At 67.9% G+C, this 17,712-nt stretch carries 11 protein-coding genes and 4 pseudogenes; 12 read left to right on the top strand and 3 right to left on the bottom strand.

Annotated elements, in window-relative coordinates; translation table 11 throughout:
* Positions 1 to 218 (bottom strand): annotated as a pseudogene (locus ACIQU4_RS42085) (2-oxoglutarate ferredoxin oxidoreductase subunit alpha); the annotation flags it as partial.
* 798 nt (positions 219 to 1,016) lie between these two features.
* On the opposite strand from ACIQU4_RS42085, the gene ACIQU4_RS42080 reads away from it, so the two are divergent.
* From ACIQU4_RS42080 to ACIQU4_RS42025, 12 genes and pseudogenes are all read left to right on the top strand, one after another.
* Positions 1,017 to 1,178 carry a hypothetical protein gene (locus ACIQU4_RS42080; RefSeq protein ID WP_387289332.1) on the top strand — a complete coding sequence of 54 codons (162 nt, stop codon included), beginning with the start codon at positions 1,017 to 1,019 and terminating at the stop codon, positions 1,176 to 1,178.
* A gap of 130 nt (positions 1,179 to 1,308) precedes the next feature.
* Positions 1,309 to 3,960, top strand: coding sequence for an AAA family ATPase (locus ACIQU4_RS42075; protein ID WP_403743169.1), 2,652 nt, complete (start codon positions 1,309 to 1,311; stop codon positions 3,958 to 3,960).
* 84 nt (positions 3,961 to 4,044) lie between these two features.
* Positions 4,045 to 4,338, top strand: a pseudogene (locus tag ACIQU4_RS42070) (tyrosine-type recombinase/integrase); the annotation flags it as partial.
* A 1,006-nt stretch (positions 4,339 to 5,344) separates the two neighbouring features.
* A protein-coding gene (locus ACIQU4_RS42065; protein WP_403743166.1) for an IS5 family transposase occupies positions 5,345 to 6,153 on the top strand; the annotation gives its coding sequence in 2 pieces (ribosomal slippage) (positions 5,345 to 5,662 and positions 5,665 to 6,153; 807 coding nt in all).
* Positions 6,063 to 6,365, top strand: coding sequence for a multiprotein-bridging factor 1 family protein (locus tag ACIQU4_RS42060; protein ID WP_403743164.1), 303 nt, complete (start codon positions 6,063 to 6,065; stop codon positions 6,363 to 6,365). The genes ACIQU4_RS42065 and ACIQU4_RS42060 overlap by 91 nt, the downstream gene beginning before the upstream one ends.
* Before the next feature lie 31 nt (positions 6,366 to 6,396).
* A pseudogene (locus tag ACIQU4_RS42055) lies at positions 6,397 to 6,935 on the top strand (winged helix-turn-helix domain-containing protein).
* The gene (locus ACIQU4_RS42050) at positions 6,932 to 7,477 is read left to right on the top strand and encodes a transposase (RefSeq protein ID WP_403743161.1); all 546 of its coding nucleotides are present in this window, start codon (positions 6,932 to 6,934) and stop codon (positions 7,475 to 7,477) included. The pseudogene ACIQU4_RS42055 and the gene ACIQU4_RS42050 overlap by 4 nt, the downstream one beginning before the upstream one ends.
* Positions 7,478 to 7,494: 17 nt before the next feature.
* Positions 7,495 to 7,986, top strand: a complete 492-nt coding sequence (locus ACIQU4_RS42045) for a hypothetical protein (protein WP_403743158.1) — start codon at positions 7,495 to 7,497, stop codon at positions 7,984 to 7,986.
* A gap of 148 nt (positions 7,987 to 8,134) precedes the next feature.
* Entirely contained in the window at positions 8,135 to 8,266 is a 132-nt protein-coding gene (locus ACIQU4_RS42040) for a hypothetical protein (RefSeq protein ID WP_403743155.1), read from the top strand.
* Positions 8,267 to 8,471: 205 nt separating this feature from the next.
* Positions 8,472 to 8,678 (top strand): hypothetical protein, encoded by a 207-nt coding sequence (locus ACIQU4_RS42035; RefSeq protein ID WP_403743153.1) that lies wholly within the window; start codon positions 8,472 to 8,474, stop codon positions 8,676 to 8,678.
* A gap of 504 nt (positions 8,679 to 9,182) precedes the next feature.
* Positions 9,183 to 9,524 carry a hypothetical protein gene (locus tag ACIQU4_RS42030; RefSeq protein ID WP_403743150.1) on the top strand — a complete coding sequence of 114 codons (342 nt, stop codon included), beginning with the start codon at positions 9,183 to 9,185 and terminating at the stop codon, positions 9,522 to 9,524.
* Between the two features lie 11 nt (positions 9,525 to 9,535).
* The gene (locus ACIQU4_RS42025; protein WP_403743148.1) at positions 9,536 to 9,994 is read left to right on the top strand and encodes a hypothetical protein; all 459 of its coding nucleotides are present in this window, start codon (positions 9,536 to 9,538) and stop codon (positions 9,992 to 9,994) included.
* Positions 9,995 to 10,041: 47 nt separating this feature from the next.
* On the opposite strand, the pseudogene ACIQU4_RS42020 reads toward ACIQU4_RS42025, so the two are convergent.
* Positions 10,042 to 10,244: pseudogene (locus tag ACIQU4_RS42020) on the bottom strand (transposase); the annotation flags it as partial.
* A gap of 301 nt (positions 10,245 to 10,545) precedes the next feature.
* A complete protein-coding gene (locus ACIQU4_RS42015) occupies positions 10,546 to 17,085 on the bottom strand; it encodes an RHS repeat-associated core domain-containing protein (RefSeq protein ID WP_403743145.1) in 6,540 nt (2,179 codons plus the stop codon).
* Positions 17,086 to 17,712: the final 627 nt, after the last annotated feature.

Here is a 17,712-nt window from a genome sequence, read left to right as displayed (position 1 = left end):
TTCGGCAGCGTGGAGAGGTCGTTCCCGAAGGAAGCCGTCTCCGAGGTGAACCGGTCACCCGTGAGCTGCATGCCGTCCCCCGAGTCACCCGCGAAGCGGATGATCACCCGGTCCAGGCGGCGCACTTCCTTGGGCCCTTGGCCTTCCTTGGGTCCTTGGCCTTCCTTGGGCCCTTCCTTGGACCCCGTCCCGCTCTGGCTGGGGACGGCGTCGGTGATGACGGGCGTGGGCGGATTCACCTGGTACCTCCGAGGATGAGCAGGGCAGGGGTCAGCCTCGCGAACCGCGATCGCGTCAGACTCGACCGCCCGTTGAGCCGCCGCACCGGCTCTCGCTCCTCGGCGCGGACGGGCTCACCCTTGCGTCCAGGGCCGCTTGAGGACGGGTGGAGAGCGGGTGCAGGACGGGTGCAGGACGGGTGCAGAACCGGTCGGGGCGGGAGGGGTGCCGGGGCTCAATTCCGGGCACCCGGTTTTTCGACTCCCCTTTCGACCGGCAGCCCGCACGCCATTCGGCCAAGCGGCCGCGATCCGGTTTGGACCGGCGATTTCGGGTGATGCGCAGCTGGTCGCCGGGGCGGACGCTGCGCGCGTACGGCCTTTTCCGCCGGAATAGGGGCGGTATTTCGCCGGATCCGCCGATCCCGCGCCGGTTCGCTCCCCCTATCTCCGCCCGGGCGCCTTCACCCCTCCGTAGGGGGTCGGCGGAAGCCGGCACCCCAGAGTGAGGCGGGCGCCATGGATCCGGAAGGCGTTCACCCATAGCTTGAGGTGTCCTCGATCGGCTGGTGCCGACAGTTCTCGCAGTTCTCGGATCCGGCAGTGGAGGTGGCCGTGCGCGTCCGACCGACGCCTGGTGTTGTCGCCGCCTCCGTGGACGAGGACGGCTGTCTGGAGCTCCACGCCGCATACGCGACGGGTGCAGGGACCAGTGGCGGTGACGGTGCCGGGGGCGGTGCCTGCGCCGGTCCCGCCGCCGGTTCGGGGCGATTCCGGTGCGGCCCGGTGGGGACCGCCATGTGGATTGTGCTGCGCCGCCACGACGGCGATGCGGGAATCGCCGCCGACATGCTCGCCGAATTGTGGAACACCGCACCGGAAAACGCGCGGGCCGATCTCGACATATGGGTCGAGGAAATGCGCGACGCCGGTCTGCTCTGCGTACAGCCGGCGCCCTGACACGCCCCCGCCCGCCGTCCTGGCCGGTTTCCGTCCCGACCTCCGCTTCTCCTCGACCTCCTCTGTAGCGCGCGGGCTCCATCCTGTCCTGGGTCAGGGGTGGGTGGACCGACGGATCGCGGGGGCGGCTATGACATTGACGGGCAGGGAAGCCGGAATCGACCTCCTGGAGACGGCACTCGCGGACTGCGTCGCGGGGCAGTCCCGGATCGTCCTGATCGAAGCCGGCACGGGATGCGGCAAGAGCGCGCTCGTCGACCTCGTCGCCGAGCGGGCCGCGGCGTCCGGCGCGCTGGTCCTGTACGCGGTCGGCGCGCCGGAGGAGCAGCAGGTGCCACTCGGCGTGCTGCGCCAGCTCGTCAACAGCGAGCAGGTCTTCGCCCTGCCGAGACCGTCCGAGGGCCCCGGGGCGCCCTCGCGCATCGAGGCGATGCAGGCGTTCTGCGCGGAGCTGCGCGAACTGAGCCTGGACTGCCCGGTCGTGCTCTGCGTCGACGACGTCCAGTACGCCGACCGCGAGTCGTTGCAGTACGTGCAGTACCTGGCCCGGCACGCGCGCACCGCCCCGGTCCTCGTCGTGGTCGCCGGCACGGTGCACGCCCCGGCGCAGGACCCGGCGTTCACCACCGAGCTGATGCGCCAGCCGCACTTCCGGCGGATGCGGCTGGAGCGGCTGACCGCGGCCGAGGTGGCCCTCGTACGGGGCAGGCAGGAGCCATCTGCGCACGCCACGGAGGCCACGGAGGCCACGGAGGCCACGGAGCTGCACCGGATCAGCGGCGGCAATCCGCTGCTGCTGCGCGCGCTCGTCGAGGAGGCCACCGGCCGGGAGGTGCCCGAGTCGGCCGCCGCCGACCCCTACGCCCCCTCCGCACCCTCGTTCCCCTCCCCCGAGCCCGGCGGGCCGTTCGCCCAGGCCGTCGCGACGTGCCTGCGCCGCAGCGGGCCGGACGGGCTCGCGCTGGCCCGTGCGGCGGCGCTGCTCGGCGAGCAGGCGACCGCCGCCCGGGTCACCCGGCTGACCGGCCTCGACACGGCGGCGGCCCGGCGCGGACTGGCCGCACTGGAGGCCTCGGGGCTGCTGGAGGGCCTGCGGTTCCGCCACCCCGCGGCGCGCGCCGCGGCCCTGGAGGAGTGCGATCCGCGGACCCGGACCGCCCTGCACCGCGACGCCGCCCGGGTGCTGGGCGAGGACCGCGGGCCGGTACTCGCCGTGGCCGAGCACCTGCTGGCCGCCTGCGCCGAGGGCCGGCCCCTGGACTGCGGTCCGGCGGAGGTCGCCGTACTGCGGGACGCGGCCGAGGAGCTCCTCGTACGGGGCGACGCGCGCGAGGCCGCGCGACTGCTGGAGCTCGCCGCGCACGGGCGGGGCGACGAACACGTGGAGCGCGGGATCCGGGTACGGCTCGCGCAGATCACGGCCCGCTTCGATCCCGCCGCAGCGGAGCGGCAGTTGGGCGAGCTGCTGGAGGCGGCGCGGGCCGGTCTGCTGGACGCCGAGCAGGTGCAGCCGCTGGCCGGGCTGCTGCTCGCGCAGGGGCAGTTCGCCGAGGCCGCCGCCCTGCTGCCGGCTGCCCTCGGCGAGCCGGCCGCCTCCGCGCTGGACACGCTGGTCGACGCCACGGCCGCGGTGGGCGAGCGGCTGCTGCAGTCGGCCCGGCTGACGGATGCCACGGTGGCTCCGCTCGCCCAGGCCGTACGGTCGCTGATCTGCTCGGAGCATCCCGAGCGGGCCGTGCCGTGGAGCCGGAACCTGCTGGAGGAGGCCCGCCGCTGCCAGGCACCGGGCTGGAGTGCGGTGTTCGCCGCGCTGCACGCCGAGGCGCTGCTGCGGATGGGCGATCTGCGGGGTGCGTACGCGCACGCGACGGCGGCGCTGGAGGCGCTGCCGGAACGCGGCGGAAGCTTCCCGTGCGCGCCGGCGGCGGTGCTGATCCGGGCGTGCACGGCGATGGGCCGGTTCACGGAGGCCTCCCGGCTCGCCGACCGGCAGGTGCCGAAGGGGCTGCTCACCGGCCTGCACGGCCTGGCGTTCCTGCGGGCCCGCGGCCTGTACCGGCTGGCGGTCAACCAGCCGCACGCGGCGCTCGCCGACTTCCTGGAAGTCGGGCGGCTCATGGAGGGCGGCCGGGTGGACCGACCGGCGTTCCTGCCGTGGCGAACCGATGCGGCGGAGGCGCTGCTGAGGCTGGGCGAGGGGGCGCGGGCCGAGCAGCTCGCCCTCCAGCAGCTGACCCTGCCGGATGCGCAGCGGCCGTACGTACGGGGCGTCTCGCTCCGCATCAAGGCGCTGGCCGGCGACCCCAAGCGGCGTACGGCCGTCCTGGGGCAGGCGGTCGACGCACTGCACCGCTCCGGAGACCGGGTGGAGGCGGCGCGGGCGATGGCGGAGCTGGGGCGGGCGCTGCAGGCGGACGGTTCGTCGGCGAAGGGCAGCGCGATGATCCGCTCGGCGTGGAACCTGGCGAAGGAGTCGGAGGCCACGGCCCTGTGCCGGGAGATCCTCCCCGACGCCCCCCTGACCACCCCGGCGGCGCGGGACCGTGCCGCGTCGGAGGCGACGCCGGCAGCCGGCACCACGGCAAAACTGAGCAGCTCGGAACAGCGGGTCGCCACGCTGGCGGCCCAGGGCCTCACGAACAGGGAGATCTCGGCGAAGCTCTACCTGACGGTCAGCACGGTCGAACAACACCTGACCCGCGTCTACCGCAAACTCCAGATCACCTCCCGAGGCGACCTCCCCACAGGCCTGTCCCCCCTCCCCCACCCCACCCCGGCCTGACCCCGGGCCCGGCCGCGCCCCCACGCTCCTGGGGGGGCGCGGCCGGGTCAGGACGCGCAGGCGCCCGCTTTTCTCGACAACGCCCGGACCTTCACCACCCTCCTCCGCAACGCCGGGCTCCGCCGCATCCGCTTCCACGACCTACGGCACCCCACCGCCACCCTCCTCCTGGAGCAAGGCGCCGAACTCGTCGTGATCAAAGAACCCCTCGGCCACGCCCACATCGGCGTCACCGCTACTGTCTACGCCCACGTCCGACTCCGCCTCCAGCGCAAGGCCATTGACCTCCTCGGCCACACACTCCGCAACCCTGGCGAGACCGTCAGTCAGCCTGACGCCAGCGACGACCCGCAGTCCTGCGCTCCCCCCGTCCGCTGACGTTGCCGTCAACTACTGCCGTCAAACACCAGCGAGGCCCTACCGGATATCCCCGGCAGGGCCTCGCTGATTTTCGGAGGAAGACCTCATTTATGCGTTTCTCGCGAGCAAGCCGTTCCACACCCCACAATCGAGCATGTTTGCTACATAAAGCAAAGCTCGACGTCCTCCGTACACACACATGCAATACCGCTACCAGATCGCGCGCGTCTCTGATACGCCCCTCGAACGCCGCATCCCTAAATTCCGCCGACAGCCACTCAAGCAGCACGGCCTCCAGTCGCGGCAAGATTACTGCACATTCTGATGGAGACAGGGATTCGCCGCGATCGTCAGAATGGTTTAGGAGTGGCTCCAGAACGGTCGACACCTCTGCCCATGGCCTATCGCCGCCGAAGCCGAACATTTCCCCGAGATCGAAGCCTTCCACGATAGCACATCTCCGGCGAAACAAGGCGAAATCCCCATAGAAGAAACATACATCCAGCCCATCGACATCCCCATCGCCTGGAAATAGACACAATCCCACGGTAACCATTCCTAACTCAGTAGTGGGAAAATTCTTCCCTCCGAATGCGACTGCCACCCGAGGTCGCAGCGGCAGCTAGGCGAGCTGGCAGGTTGGCGCGTTCGCCATCAGCGGCGGGCCCATGGAGGCGCCGAGCAGTTCCAGCGACGGCGCGGAGCCATCGCGGGAACTACTCGGCATCGGGCCTGGGGCTGCTCACATCCTGCCCCGGGCGCCCCTCTAGGTCGAGCCCCTCACCCATCTTCCACTAGGGCGATGAATCTACTAGCACTTTGCTGCGATCAAGATCTCGGGATCGCAATCCCCTTTTTATCGAACCAAGAAGTAAACTCAGCCGGGATTGGGTTCTCGGAAATTACACGGAAGTCGATTCCGCGACCCCTCGCTATTGCGATCTTCTACGAGCGCATAACAGGATCTTGCTGAGATGTCCTGGTTGGGCGTGACCGGTGTGACGATTCGGCCGTTCGGGATGGTGTGAGTACTCGGCCGTGGATCGTGGACGACGACTTGTGGGCACATATCGAGCCGCTGCTGCCGCCCTGGCCGACGAGGTCACCGGGGCCGCGGCCGGTGGCTGACCGGTTGTGTCTGCAGGGCATCCTGTACGTGCTCTGCAACGACATCGCCTGGCAACTCCTGCCTCCTGAGCTGGGGTTCGGCTCGGGGCAGACCTGCTGGCGAAGACTGGAGCGGTGGCAGCAGGCCGGGGTCTTCGACCAGCTGCACCGGATCCTGCTCGCCGAGCTGAACGCGGCCGGTCGGCTCGACTGGTCGAGGGCGTGCGTGGACGGCTCTCACATCCGGGCGAAAAAGGGGGAGCCGACACCGGTCCGTCGCCGGTCGACCGGAGGAAGACGGGCAGCAAACACCACCTGATCTGCGACGGACGCGGCACCCCGCTGAAAGTCATCACGACCGCGGCGAACGTCAACGACGTCACCCAGACCCTCGCCCTGGTCGACGGCATCCCGCCAGTGGCAGGCCGCCCCGGCCGTCCCCGCAGACGCCCGGACACCCTGCTGGGAGACAAGGGATACGACTCCAACCCCAACCGGGAAGAGCTGCGTAAACGCGGGATTCTGCCCGTCATCTCCCGCAGGGGTGCCCCGAACATCAAGGGCATGGGCAAACTCCGCTACATCGTCGAGCAGACCTTCGCCCTGCTCCATCAGTTCAAACGACTGGCTGTCCGATGGGAACGCCGCACCGAACTCCACGACGCCTTCGTCTCCCTCGCCTGCAGCCTCATCTGCTGGCGACGTCTCAACAAGCCCGACTCATAATCGTGTTACGAGCTCTACGCACGGCACACGGTTGGTCCCAGGCCCGCCTGGCCGATGAGATCAACACCCACCACGGCACGACACTCACCCGGGAGTACGTCGCCCGGTGGGAACGCGGGAAGGTCGCGCAACGGGGGTTCTACCTCGCAGCGTTGCCGGGCGCGCTCGATGTGCCGTTACTGAGCTTGCAGGGGCGGTGTCGCGGGGGCTGACAGCTGGTGATCGTCGCGGTATGCCGGAAGCATGAGGTATCCGCAGGGTGGGGGTCTGACAGCGGAGCGACAAGCTTTCCGCGAGCGGATCCGGATGGAAGCGGCCGGCATGTTCGCTGGTGGTCTGAGCAATGACGTGGTCGCCAAGGAGTTACGGGTCAGCGTCCGGTCGGTTCAGCGGTGGCGGAGATCGTGGCGGGACCGCGGTGAGCCGGCTCTGCGTTCGCAAGGACCGGCCTGCCGTCCCAGGCTCAGCGCGACCTTGTTCGCGGTTCTTGAGGAGGAACTGGCCAAAGGGCCGGTCGCCCACGGATGGCCGGATCAGAGATGGACGCTGGCCCGGATCAAGACCCTGATCGGCAGAAGTTCCACAAGAGCATGACGCTGTCCGGCATCTCCCAGATGCTGCGGCGAAACGGCTGGAGTCACCAGGTTCCCGCCCGCCGTGCTCTTGAGCGTGACGAGAAAGCCGTGGCCGGCTGGGTGAAGGAGACCTGGCCACACGCGGAAGCACAGCGGCGGCGCTCGGAGCCTGGATCGTCTTCGAAGACGAAGCGGGATTCTCGATGACGCCGCCGACCTCACGGACCTGGGCCAAACGCGGACACACACCCGTCATCAAGGTCCGCGGACGCTCCCAACGCCGCTATTCCATCGCGGCCCTGACCTGCTACAAACCCGGCGAACGCTCCCGACTGATCTACCGGCCCAAACGGCACGCCGACCACAAGCAAGGCGGCCGGCGCAGCTTCACCTGGACCGAGTACCGCGACCTTCTCACCGCTGCCCACCAGCAGCTCGGCGGACCCATCGTCCTGATCTGGGACAACTTAAACGTCCACAAGGACCGCCGCATGCGGGCCTTCATCGACGCCCAGGACTGGATCACCGCCTTCCACCTGCCGCCTTACGCACCCGACCTCAACCCAGTCGAGGGCATCTGGTCCCTCCGCCGCAGCAGCCAGGCGAACACTGCGTTCACCGACCCCGAGCACCTCATCCGCGTACTACGACGCGGCCTCCGCCAGATCCAATACCGCAGCAACGTCATCGACGGATGCCTCGCCGAGACCAGACTCAAACTGACGACACCACAGCTACAAGCTCAGTAGCCGTCCTGGAGGACCCCATGATGCGACGCGAGTTCCTCACCGACATGGCCGGCACCGCCATAGCCCCCGTCATCGCTTCCGACCTCCTCGCCCGGGGGTTCACCGCCCGCCTCGTCGGCGGACCGTCCCCGGACGCGTGGGAGGCCAAGCTGACCGCCTACGGGACCGAGTACATGTCCATGGGCGCAGCCGACATCCAACGGCGCGTAGCCGGGGAACTCGTCGTCATCCAGCAGCAGCTGGACCAGCCCCGCCTGTGGTCGGCGGCCGCCCGGCTCATGACCCTGTACGCCAAGACGTTCCCAGGCTCCGACGGCGCCGCCGCCGTCCGCTGGTACCGCATGGCCGCCACCGCCGCCGACCAGTCGGAAGACTCGGGCGCGCAGGTGTGGGTGCGGGGACGGGCGGCGATCGCCCTCGGGTACGAGGGCGCCTCGCTCGGCGTCGCGGACCGTCCTCGCGGAACCAGGCCCTCGCCCTCAACGAGCGGCCCTCCCTGGGCCTGCTGAACGCGATCTACGGCAAGGCCCACGCCGCCGTCCTCCGAGGCGACCGGGCCACCGCCCTGGCCCTGGATGCCCAGGGACGGCGCATCTTCGATGCGGCCGGCTCGCATGAGCAGCCTCCGACTACGCCGTGCCGTGGTGGCCTCTCAACGTGTTCCGCTCCCTGCACCTGGCCCGCCTCGGCGAGGAGCGCGCCGCGACCGACGCGCAGGACCAGGCGCTGACCGAGCTCCCCGCGAGCCTGCGCGCTTCGCGACGCACCTGGAGCTCCACCGGAGGCTGATGCTCGCCCGCTCCGGAGACCGAGCGGGTGGCATGGCGCACGCTGCCGCCGCCATGGACGCCCTGTCGCCCGAGAAGCACAGCCTGACCCTGCGCATGCTCCTCAACGAAATCCGGGCCTGACCCGGGCACAGACGTCCCGCCCTGGTCAGCCCCGGCCTGCAGCAGCCTGACGTGATCGGCCCCCGTACGGCAAGATCCCCGTCATGGAGAACGAGACGATGGTTGCGATCATCGCTGGCGCGGCCTCGCTAGCGGGTGCATTCATAGGAGAGGCTTCGCTGTTCGCGGAGCCGGTAAGCAAGCCGCAGGAGCTGTTGAAGCTGGACTCGCGCAAGCAGCCAGCGCCTATCTGGTTCCCCTCGACACCGCCCGCCGAACCGCGCAGCGGGAGGCGTACGTACGCCTCCTGACCGCCACCCAGGAGTACGCCGAGGCGGTGTCCCCTTTCATCCACGTCGCCCACTCTCTGGACCGCGCCGAGGAACGAGCACAGAGCAGTGCAGCTCCGATGGATGCCGCCGCCTATGCCGCGTTCCGGGAGCGAGTCGCCTCCGTCAACGACGCACACCTGGTTCGGACGGCAGCTCAGCATGTGGCCCTTGAGGGTCCCGAAGGCGTCGCCCAGGTCGCGGACCGGGTGCAGGGTGCCACCAGTCAACTTGAGTTCGTTCTCAACCATGCCGGGCAGTCAAGCCATCGCCCCGACGGTGTCAGCAGAAAAGCGACACGACACAACCCGCCCACCAGGCAAAAGCCACCATGAACACCCTGTCGCCGACCACTGCAACTCACATGACGCCCATCAACATGCGATACAGGCCCTAGACGGAGGGAGATCCGCCCTGCACACTCGGACATCTAGAACCCGGAGAATCGGGTAAGAATCTGCCGGAGCAATCACAAGGCGGCCCCCCGTGGCGATGATCAACGTCCACACGCACCTGATGCCCTCCCTCCAGTCCGTCGCCAAGGAGTTCTCCGTCAGCGCCACGTACGAGGAGCTGTGCGACGCGGGGAGCCGGGAGCAGCTGGCTCTCACCCTCCTCAACGACCAGGGCGCCTGGAACGGACTGGATCCGGAACAGGTGGCCCTGGGCCACCTGATCCGGGCGACGCTGGCTGATGCGGCGACCGCCGCCCGCAAGGCGTTCGGCCCCGGCGCCCGGATCCGTGTCGTCCTGGAGCTCCTGACGGGGACACCCCACGGCGACCGAATCGAGTACGCCTCCAGCCGCAGCGAAATCGTCATGGACTGAACGGAGGACCCATGAAGATCACCATCGAAGGCTCCTCCCCGGAGTTCGAGCGGAAGCTTCTCGCGCTGTACGCGGACCACCGCCACGAGCTGACCCTCTCGGTCGGCACGGAGTGGGACGTCGAACGGGCCGAGCAGTACCTCAAGTCGCTGCCGGCCAGCGGCCTTCGATTCGCCAAGCTCGTCGTGGACGGCGACGGGAACAAGTCCGCCGAAGAGCTGCGCGAGGAGTTCCACGGCGAGCTTCGAGGCCCGACCATCGCCTTGTCCCGGGCAGTGAAGCGGGGCGTGCGCATGGACTGGTGGCCTGAGGGCACCGCGGCCCCCATCAGCCCGATGTACGACCCCGACCACCCGTCCTGGCTGAAGGCCATCGCCTATACCATGACCAGCGAGAATGTGCCCGTCTTCCGGGAGGCCTTCGACCGGCTCATGGGGCGGACCGGACTGGACCTGGGGGTCCGGACGTGAGCGTCAGCCTTATTCTGTGGGCCGTCCTGCTGCCCGGCAGCTGCGGAGAGGCGGCCGTCGAAGGTGATGTCCAAGGCGTTCAGGGCGGTCTTCCAACGCATGGTCCAGCGGGCTTGGCCATTGCCAGTGGGGTCCAGAGACATGTGGCCGTGTAGACGCATTTCAGGGCTGCGGTCATGTTGGGGAAGTGTCCGCGCGCTATGACTGCCCAGCAGATCCTGGCGTTCACGAACTCGATCGCGTTGGTGAACCTCACAGCCCGCGTGCCGGAGACCTCGCTCCGCTGGTGAAGAACTGGTTACGGAACCCAACGGCGACCCGAGGCGCTCGATGGCATTGTCGCCCCACAGTTTCAGCCTCGGCGTCAAAAGACAATGGGTGGCCCTTCGACTCAGAGTCGAAAGGCCACCCATTTCCGGTGAACCAAAACTGTCCACACAAATTCTACTGCTGCAAGACTTTACATCTTCGCTGCGCTACATGACAGCCCTAGATGAACATGACGGATGAACTCTTCGAGGAGCGCATATCAACCAGTGACACTCGGCGTTCTATTGGCGAGGCCTAATTTGGCGACCATTGAAGATAAGTCGTCTGCCCTGGATTACTGTGCCGTTAAAGACGTCACCGACGATCGAGTTCGCACCGGGCGGACCTACTTCACCGATGATGTTGCGCTGGCCGAGCTGCACGACGTTATTGAAGGTTCTCCCAATGACGCGTCCACCCTCCACCACAACCAGTGTGCCGTGCACACTACCCAAGAGCGTCCCGCCTCGGACGACAACGTCACCGTGCACGTCGCCCCTCCAGACCTCACCAGGGCCAATCTCAGGAACCGGAATATAGTCCGGGTTCTCATAGTATGCATTATTCGCCGCACTTCTTGCTGCAACAGCCTCCGGCGAATAGTTCTCGTCGGGCACCCAGCGACTTCCGCCACAATTGTGAACTAGAACCGGAGCCGAACCCGCCAGCACGTAGTACGTGTGAACGTCATCGATGGTCAGGTCGTGTGTGCTCTGGCGCTTGGTGTAGCGCTTGAGTGCAAGGATCTGTACCTGAACGCCTGCGCTGGTATGGAGCCAGGAGCCCACATGGAGGTTGCCGGCCTCGACCCATTCCTTCAGTTCTGGTACCCAGAAGGGGTGGGTGTCGGTGGCGACGATGCTGGACGGGCCATCCTTAGTGGCCACGGTAATCTCAGTGAAGTCCTTGTCTTCTTCGGTTCGAATCGTGTCGATGACTGTCTTCTTGTAGTTCTCGCCGGTTTCTGGGTCCGTTGCGAGAACGACATCGCCGACCTTGACGTCTTCGATGTTCTTACTGGATCCGTCCGCCATCAGGGTTTCAGTACCCGGAAGGAATGAATGACACCCGATCTTGGCTGCCGCTCTGCCCTCGCTGGCAGCACCGCCAGCGCCGCCAATTAGAATGCCGAACATCATGGCGACGCCTTCGCCGTCTTCGTACTCTGGATCCTCTATGTCGATCCCCGCCTTCCCCACCAACCAGTCGTAAGCCTTCACGTTGATTCCGAGGTGGCCAAGCGGACTGATCGCGTCAAGGTTGGAGACAGAGTTTCGTAGTGCTCCGGCAGCCGTGGTCCAGTTCAACTTCAGCTGGCGAGGCTTGAGATAGGTCCACGTGATGCGGTTGAAGTTTTCGAACCTGCGCTTTTTCTCACGCTTGTCGACTATCCATGACGACCAGTTCCAGCCGTTGCGCCCCGTGTACTGCCACGACTCGTGATAGTCGACGGTCTCATTGCTCTTGGAGTCGCTGGGAACGCACCGACTCGTGTTACCGCCACACAATCCGTCAGGGCGGAGGCCCGATGGATCCGAGAACGTCATCGGGTTGTTGTTGGCGTAGGCGTAGCCGTTGAGAGCCTGCGGTTGGTCGAGGCTCAAGAGCGGGTCGACGCTGATGAATTGGCCGAGATTGGTGTCGTATTCGCGGGCGCCAATGTGGGTGAGACTGGTGTTGGTGTCCTCCGGCTTGCCCAGGAACCGCTTGTCGTCGGGCCAGTTCGCGGGCGCCGGGCCGCGCGCGGCCCCGAACGGGGTGGTGTAGCGCTTGGACACCGTTTGAGTGTCGTCGGCAGATACTGCGAGCGAAGAGGTGCCGTGGGCGTCGCCGGCCACGTAAGAGAGCTGGGGGGTGCCCGATTCGTTGGTCAGTTCCGCGATCTTGGTGCCGGCGATCGCGTAGGAGCGGGTCCCCCACTTTTTGGCGTTCTTGAGGTGCACCTCGGTGGAGCCGGCATAGAGGATCGTTTCGCCGGCCGGGTCACGGCGGATGAGGAGCTGGCCGTCCGCGTCGTAGACGTAGTCAGTGGAAATCGGCGTGGCTGCAGCGGCCTCGGTGAGCTTGGTGAGCTTGCCCTCCGGTCCCCAGGTGAGGGTTTGGGCGGTGGTGCTGCCAGGGGTTTCGATGCGTTTGGTGGTGTTGCCTGTGGCGTCGTAGGTGTACTGCGGTGCGACACCCGTGCAGGTTGCGCCGGTGGTGGTGGCCGCCAGAGCGTGCGGGCGGGCCGGGTCGTAGCAGTAGGTACGGGTTTGCGGGGTGCCGGTGTTGGTCTTCTCCGTGGCCCGCTGGCCCGATGCGGTGTAGGTGTAGCTGTTCCAGTACGGGGCCGCGCCGCCCAGGTTGACGGTGGTCCGTCCGGCCGTCGAGCAGTCCGGGGTCTTCGGGGTCCAGGCTTCTGTCACGCGGCGCTGGCCATCGTAGGAGAAGCACTGGTTGTCAGCCTGGGTGAAGCCGCTCAGCGGGGCCGCGTCGAAGATCGACAGGACATTGCCGGCGTCGTCGTACTTGTAGGTCAGTTCCTGGAGCATGCCGGCGTGGGTCTGGTCGTTGACCGTGGACCGCAGCAGGCGCCGGGTGCCCTCCTCGTATGTGTTGCCGATGAAGGTCTTGCGGACTCCGGCTGCCGCGGAGCGAGCGAGGGTGAGCTGCTCGATCTCGCCCAACGGGGAGTAGGCCACGTCCTGGACGTAGTCAGTCGTGCCCGACAGCGCCTTCGGAAGGCCGAAGTCGTTGTAGTTCACCTGCACGATCTCGGACGGCAGGCCGCCGGCCGCCGGCGCGCCCACGGTGTTCGGGGTCCCGTCGAGCCGGTAGCTCGCCGTCTCATCCGTGGTTGCCGCAATGGCACCCGACGTGACGAGAGGATCGTCGGACGGGAGGGTGAGACGGGTGGTCGCAGGACGACCCAGGGTGTCGTAACCAGTGACGGACCTCGTGTACGCCTTGCCGGTGAGGCCACCTTCGTAGCGGATGGCGTCGGTCACGGAACCCTTGCGGACGCTGTCGTACGTCCACGCCGCGAGCTTGTTGGCGTCGGACTTCGGGGACGTCCACAGCCCGGTCTTGCGACCGAGCTCGTCGTAGCCGTATTCCAGAACCGTGTTGCGTGCGTCCTTGGTGGTCGCGATCTGGTCCAGGATCGTGTAGGTGGTGGAAATTTGGCCGCTGTCGGGATCCGTTGTGCTGATGGCCCGGCCGAAGAGGTCGTAGCCGTAGGACCAATTCGCCTTGTCGGGGCCGGTCGCCGTGGCCGGCTTGCCGTCCTTCGTGTACGTCTGGCTCACGCTGGCGTACGGCGTGCCCGGCGCGGTACCCCCGTACATGGGGTCGTTCGGCGTGGTGCCGCTGTAGGTGCGGGTCTCCGTCGTCCTGCCCAGGGCGTTGGTGATCGCGCGGCTCGCCGTGCCGCCCTGGACCGCCGTCGTCGCGACCGAGTCACCGGTGTAGCTGGTGGTGGTCGACTGCTTCTGCACCCCGTAGACGAGGAGCGAGGCGGTGACGGGGCGGCCGAGGCCGTCGAAGACCGTCTGGGTCTGGAGGGGAGTGCTGCCGTACTCGGCTCGGGCGTAGGTGCCCTCGGGCGCCTTGTCCTTGTCCCAGATATCGGCATACGCCTCGTAGGCCAGGCCGCGCGAGTCGTAACGGGTGTCGGTCAGGATCCGGCCGCCGTTCGGCGACGGGCTCTGGGTCTGGAGGGGGCGCAGCAGGGCATCTGCGATCGTGTAGACCGTCTTGTAGGTTCCGTCGGGGGCGAGGGTGCCCACCGAGGTCCACGGCTGCTTGCCGCGGGCGATGAGGTAGTCGTACTTGACGTTCGGGGACTGGGACTGGGCCCGGTTGGGGAGCCAGGTGGCTGTGGCACGGCCGAGTCCGTCATAGGTGTTGTAGGTCGAGGCCATGTTGGCGTCGATGGAGCGCACGACGGAGCCGCGCAGGTCCATGTACGCGTAGGACTTGTGCTGCTGACCGTTGGAGGCGAGCTTCGGTGCGGTCGTCACGGTGACCTGCAGCGGGCCGGCCGCGGCGGGCGTGTAGCTGGTCGTCGTCGTGTTCCCGGCCGCGTCGGTGGCGATCAGCGGCCGGCCGAGCTTCGCCGTCGCCGTGTCGTACGTGACCTTGCCTACGGTCTGCCAGCCCGCGCTGCCCGCCGGGTCCCGGTCGGCGGTGCCGCTCGCCGCCGGGTAGGACTGGGCGCGCCCGGTCCAGGTGGCCAGGCCCAGGGTCGGCGTCTGGTTCGCAGTCCAGGCGGTGGCGGTGGTGTCGTCGTACACCGTGGCCGTGTCGGCGAGCACGTCGCCGCGGGTCGCCGAGGTGGCCGGCAGGGACAGCTTGTCATCGGTGACGGAGCACAGGGCCCCGGCTGTGCGGGTACGGGATGTCAGGCTGGTGAGGCCCTTGGCATCGTTACGGGCGTACCAGGTGCGGGTGCAGGTCTCGTCGCCTTCCATGGCCGTGTCACCGCTCGACGAGGTCTGCGTCTGCATGCCGTAGTCGTCGTAGCTGCTGTCGGTGCGGGTGGTGCGCCAGGTGTTGGAGGCGGTGAGGAAGGTGTGGCTGTAGCCGGTCGCCGGGCGGACGTAGTACGCCTTGGTGTTCGCGTACGACTTCTGCTGGCTCGCGGTCTCCTTGCTCCAGGGGTCGGTGACGGAGACGGAGAGCGGGGTGGCGCCGTCGTAGGTGATCTGCTGGCGCTGGAAGCCGCTGTACTGGCCGTCGTCGTTGATGTCGGGAATCGTCAGCCCGGACACCGGGACCGCCGCGACCGTTGTGGTCCGGGTGGTGCTCGTGCCCTTGCGCTTGTCCCCGTACATGCCCTGCATGAAGACGCTGACGCTCTTGGAACGGGTCTTGCCAGTCGCACCGGTGTACGAGGTGACCTTGCCGTAGCCCCGCCACTCTGACCAGGTCCGCTGTTTCTCGGGGGTCAGCGGGTCCTCGTTGTAGTGCCAGCCCGGGTTCTCGTACTCGTACGAGTGCTCGACGAGGTCGTTCTGACCGGCCGGGTCGGCGATGGTGACGGCGGTGACGTTGTACTTGTGGAACCAGTCGAGGGCCGGGTCACCGCCATTGATCGGCCAGTACACCGGGTAGCAGGACAGCGCGTTGTCGTCCTCGGCGGCCGGCATCTTCGTGCCGCGCACGCACTGCGGGTTGGACAGGGTGACCGTGGTGATGGCGCCGGACTCGGAAGTGATGGTATTGATGCGCGGACGGGTCAGCGGCACGATGTTGTCGCCGTCGGCGTCGACCCGGTTCGGGCGCATGTGGTAGGTGAAGTCGATCGGCGGGACCTCGACGGTCCCACCATTGTTGCCGGTGCGCTTGATGGACTTCAGGACCAGAGTTTGGTCGCTGGTGTCACCGAGGTCGCCGGCATCCAGGTATTCCTGGGTGAGGTCGAACGTGTCGATGGCCGCGTAGTTATCGGGCTCGAGAGCGGTGGACCATGCGAACGTCTTGATCGCGGTCATACGCTTGCGGGAGAAGAAGGCCGGCGAGACCGACCGGCAGTCGGCCTCCGTCGCCGAACAGATCGCGTCGAAGGGGACATCGGGCCAGTTGGTGGAGGTGGCCCTGGTCAGGTTGTCGCAATTCGCCGCGAAGCAGCGCTCCTTGTAGTCGAAGGTGACCTTGTGGGAGGCGTTGGCAGTGAAGAGCGTGTCGGCGCGCTGGCCGTAGCGGATCTCGGAAAGGGTGCCGCCGCGGGTGTAGGGGAGGAGCTTGGTCTTGTCCCCGGCCTTGGCGTAGTTGTTCGTCTCGGCCGCGTACCAGTAGCTGACGGCGTTGCCATGGAGGTCCTGGATCAGGTCCAGGTTCCAGCGCCAGGCCTGGGTCTCGTACCGGTCGGCGAAAGTGGAGCCCTTGGTGTAACCGGGTTCGCCCGCGTCGTCCCCGAAGACGGGGGCGGTCCAAGTGGAGTTGGTGCGCTGGGTGTCAGCGCCGGGGAGCTTGTTCAGGCCGAAGGTGTAGGTGGTGCCGTCACCGGTGACGACCTTCCAGTACTCGCCGTTGGCGTCACCGTTGTCGGCGCCGGTACCCCAGGTGACCTGGGAGGCGTCGTCGTTCTTCAGCCGCCACTTGCCGCTCGTGTCGTCCTTGACGAGCTCGCTGGACTGGCCGTTGAGGACGAGGGAGGCGTTCTCGTACTTCCAGCAGAGGTCGAACTTGTCCTTCTGCCCATCGTCCTCGCAGGTTCCGTACTTGCGCTCGATGTACGAGGAAGTCAGATCGAAGCCCTCGCCGACCTGGGAACCCTGGTTGTTCGAGTTGGCGGTCCGGCCGTCGATGCTCGCGGTGTTGTACGAGAACGAGAGCGAAGGTGCGGGGCCCGCGGCGGGGGGCGGGAGGGGTACCGGGTAGGACCAGGTGAAGGCACCGCTGGAGGAGCCGGATTCCCAACTGGAGGAGGCGGAGAGCGGGGTCGCCTTGAGGTCGCCTCCGCCCTTGGGGGAGCCGGCGTCCGAGGCCATCAACGCGAAGACGGCCGGGGCCTGGGCGGCCGGGGCCTTGGCCCCCTTGGCTGCCTTACCCGTGGTCGGCAAACCGGTGGGAAGTGAGGCGACGTCGGCCGTCACGGTGTGGTTCTTGAGGCTGTTGGCCGAGGGCAGCGGGGTGGTCTTGCGGCACTCCGCCTTCTCGGGGGTGGTCAGCGCACACGCCGGCAGGCTGACCAGGCCGAGGCGGTTGGACCAGCCACCGCCAACGGCGGAGGCGAAAGAGCCGTAATCGATGCTGACCTGCGCCGGGCCGCCCGCTTCGGACGAGGCCGAGAACAGCACGCCGGTGATCCCGGCCCGCTCCGCGGCCTTCTGGTCGAGCACCTTGACGGTGGACTTCCCGCCCGATCCGGCGTCCGCGGCCGAGATCGGGCCGGCGGGAGCGGTCGGAAGGAGCAGGGGGCTCTTCGGGTGCGCGGTGGGCCGGACGTCGACCAGTGGGCGGGTGTGCGCCCGCGCGGCGGAGGTGTCCTGAACAAGGGTGGCGGCCTTCGGCCACGCGGCCTTGGCCTCCTTGCGGGCCCTGTCGGCCTGGGCCTTGTTCTCGGCCTGGTTCTTGGCGACTAGTTCCCGGGCGGCCTTGGCGCCCTGGGTGTTGACCGCGCGGACCTTGGCGTCCTTGTGTTTGGCGATCTTTTGGGCGCCAGGTAGGTCGGCGGCGGTCGCCATGGGTGTGAGCGCCCCTGACGCCATAAGGGCGAGAGTCAGGGCGGCTGCCAACGGCAGCCGGTGGCGGATTCCTCCGCCTGGTGAACGGCCGGACACGGGTGCTCCTAAGGAAATAGGGGTACGTGAGGGCCGTGGGGGGGGGGGGGGGGGGGGGCGCGCCGCGGCGGCGGGGGGGGGGGGGGGGGGGCGCGGGGGGGGGCGGGGGGGGGGGGGGGGCCGCCCCCCCCCACACAAACCCAC

The organism is Streptomyces sp. NPDC090741 (genome assembly GCF_044769045.1).
In the GTDB taxonomy this organism is placed as follows: Bacteria; Actinomycetota; Actinomycetes; order Streptomycetales; family Streptomycetaceae; genus Streptomyces.
This window is presented reverse-complemented; position numbering and strand designations above follow the sequence as displayed.

Excerpts from the sequence above, each read along its gene's own strand:
- ACIQU4_RS42025 (WP_403743148.1), top strand. The coding sequence starts at position 9,536 with ATGAAGATCACCATCGAAGGCTCCTCCCCGGAGTTCGAGCGGAAGCTT.
- ACIQU4_RS42080 (WP_387289332.1), top strand. The coding sequence starts at position 1,017 with ATGTGGATTGTGCTGCGCCGCCACGACGGCGATGCGGGAATCGCCGCC.
- ACIQU4_RS42045 (WP_403743158.1), top strand. The coding sequence starts at position 7,495 with ATGATGCGACGCGAGTTCCTCACCGACATGGCCGGCACCGCCATAGCC.
- ACIQU4_RS42060 (WP_403743164.1), top strand. The coding sequence starts at position 6,063 with ATGGGAACGCCGCACCGAACTCCACGACGCCTTCGTCTCCCTCGCCTG.
- ACIQU4_RS42035 (WP_403743153.1), top strand. The coding sequence starts at position 8,472 with ATGGAGAACGAGACGATGGTTGCGATCATCGCTGGCGCGGCCTCGCTA.
- ACIQU4_RS42075 (WP_403743169.1), top strand. The coding sequence starts at position 1,309 with ATGACATTGACGGGCAGGGAAGCCGGAATCGACCTCCTGGAGACGGCA.
- ACIQU4_RS42050 (WP_403743161.1), top strand. The coding sequence starts at position 6,932 with ATGACGCCGCCGACCTCACGGACCTGGGCCAAACGCGGACACACACCC.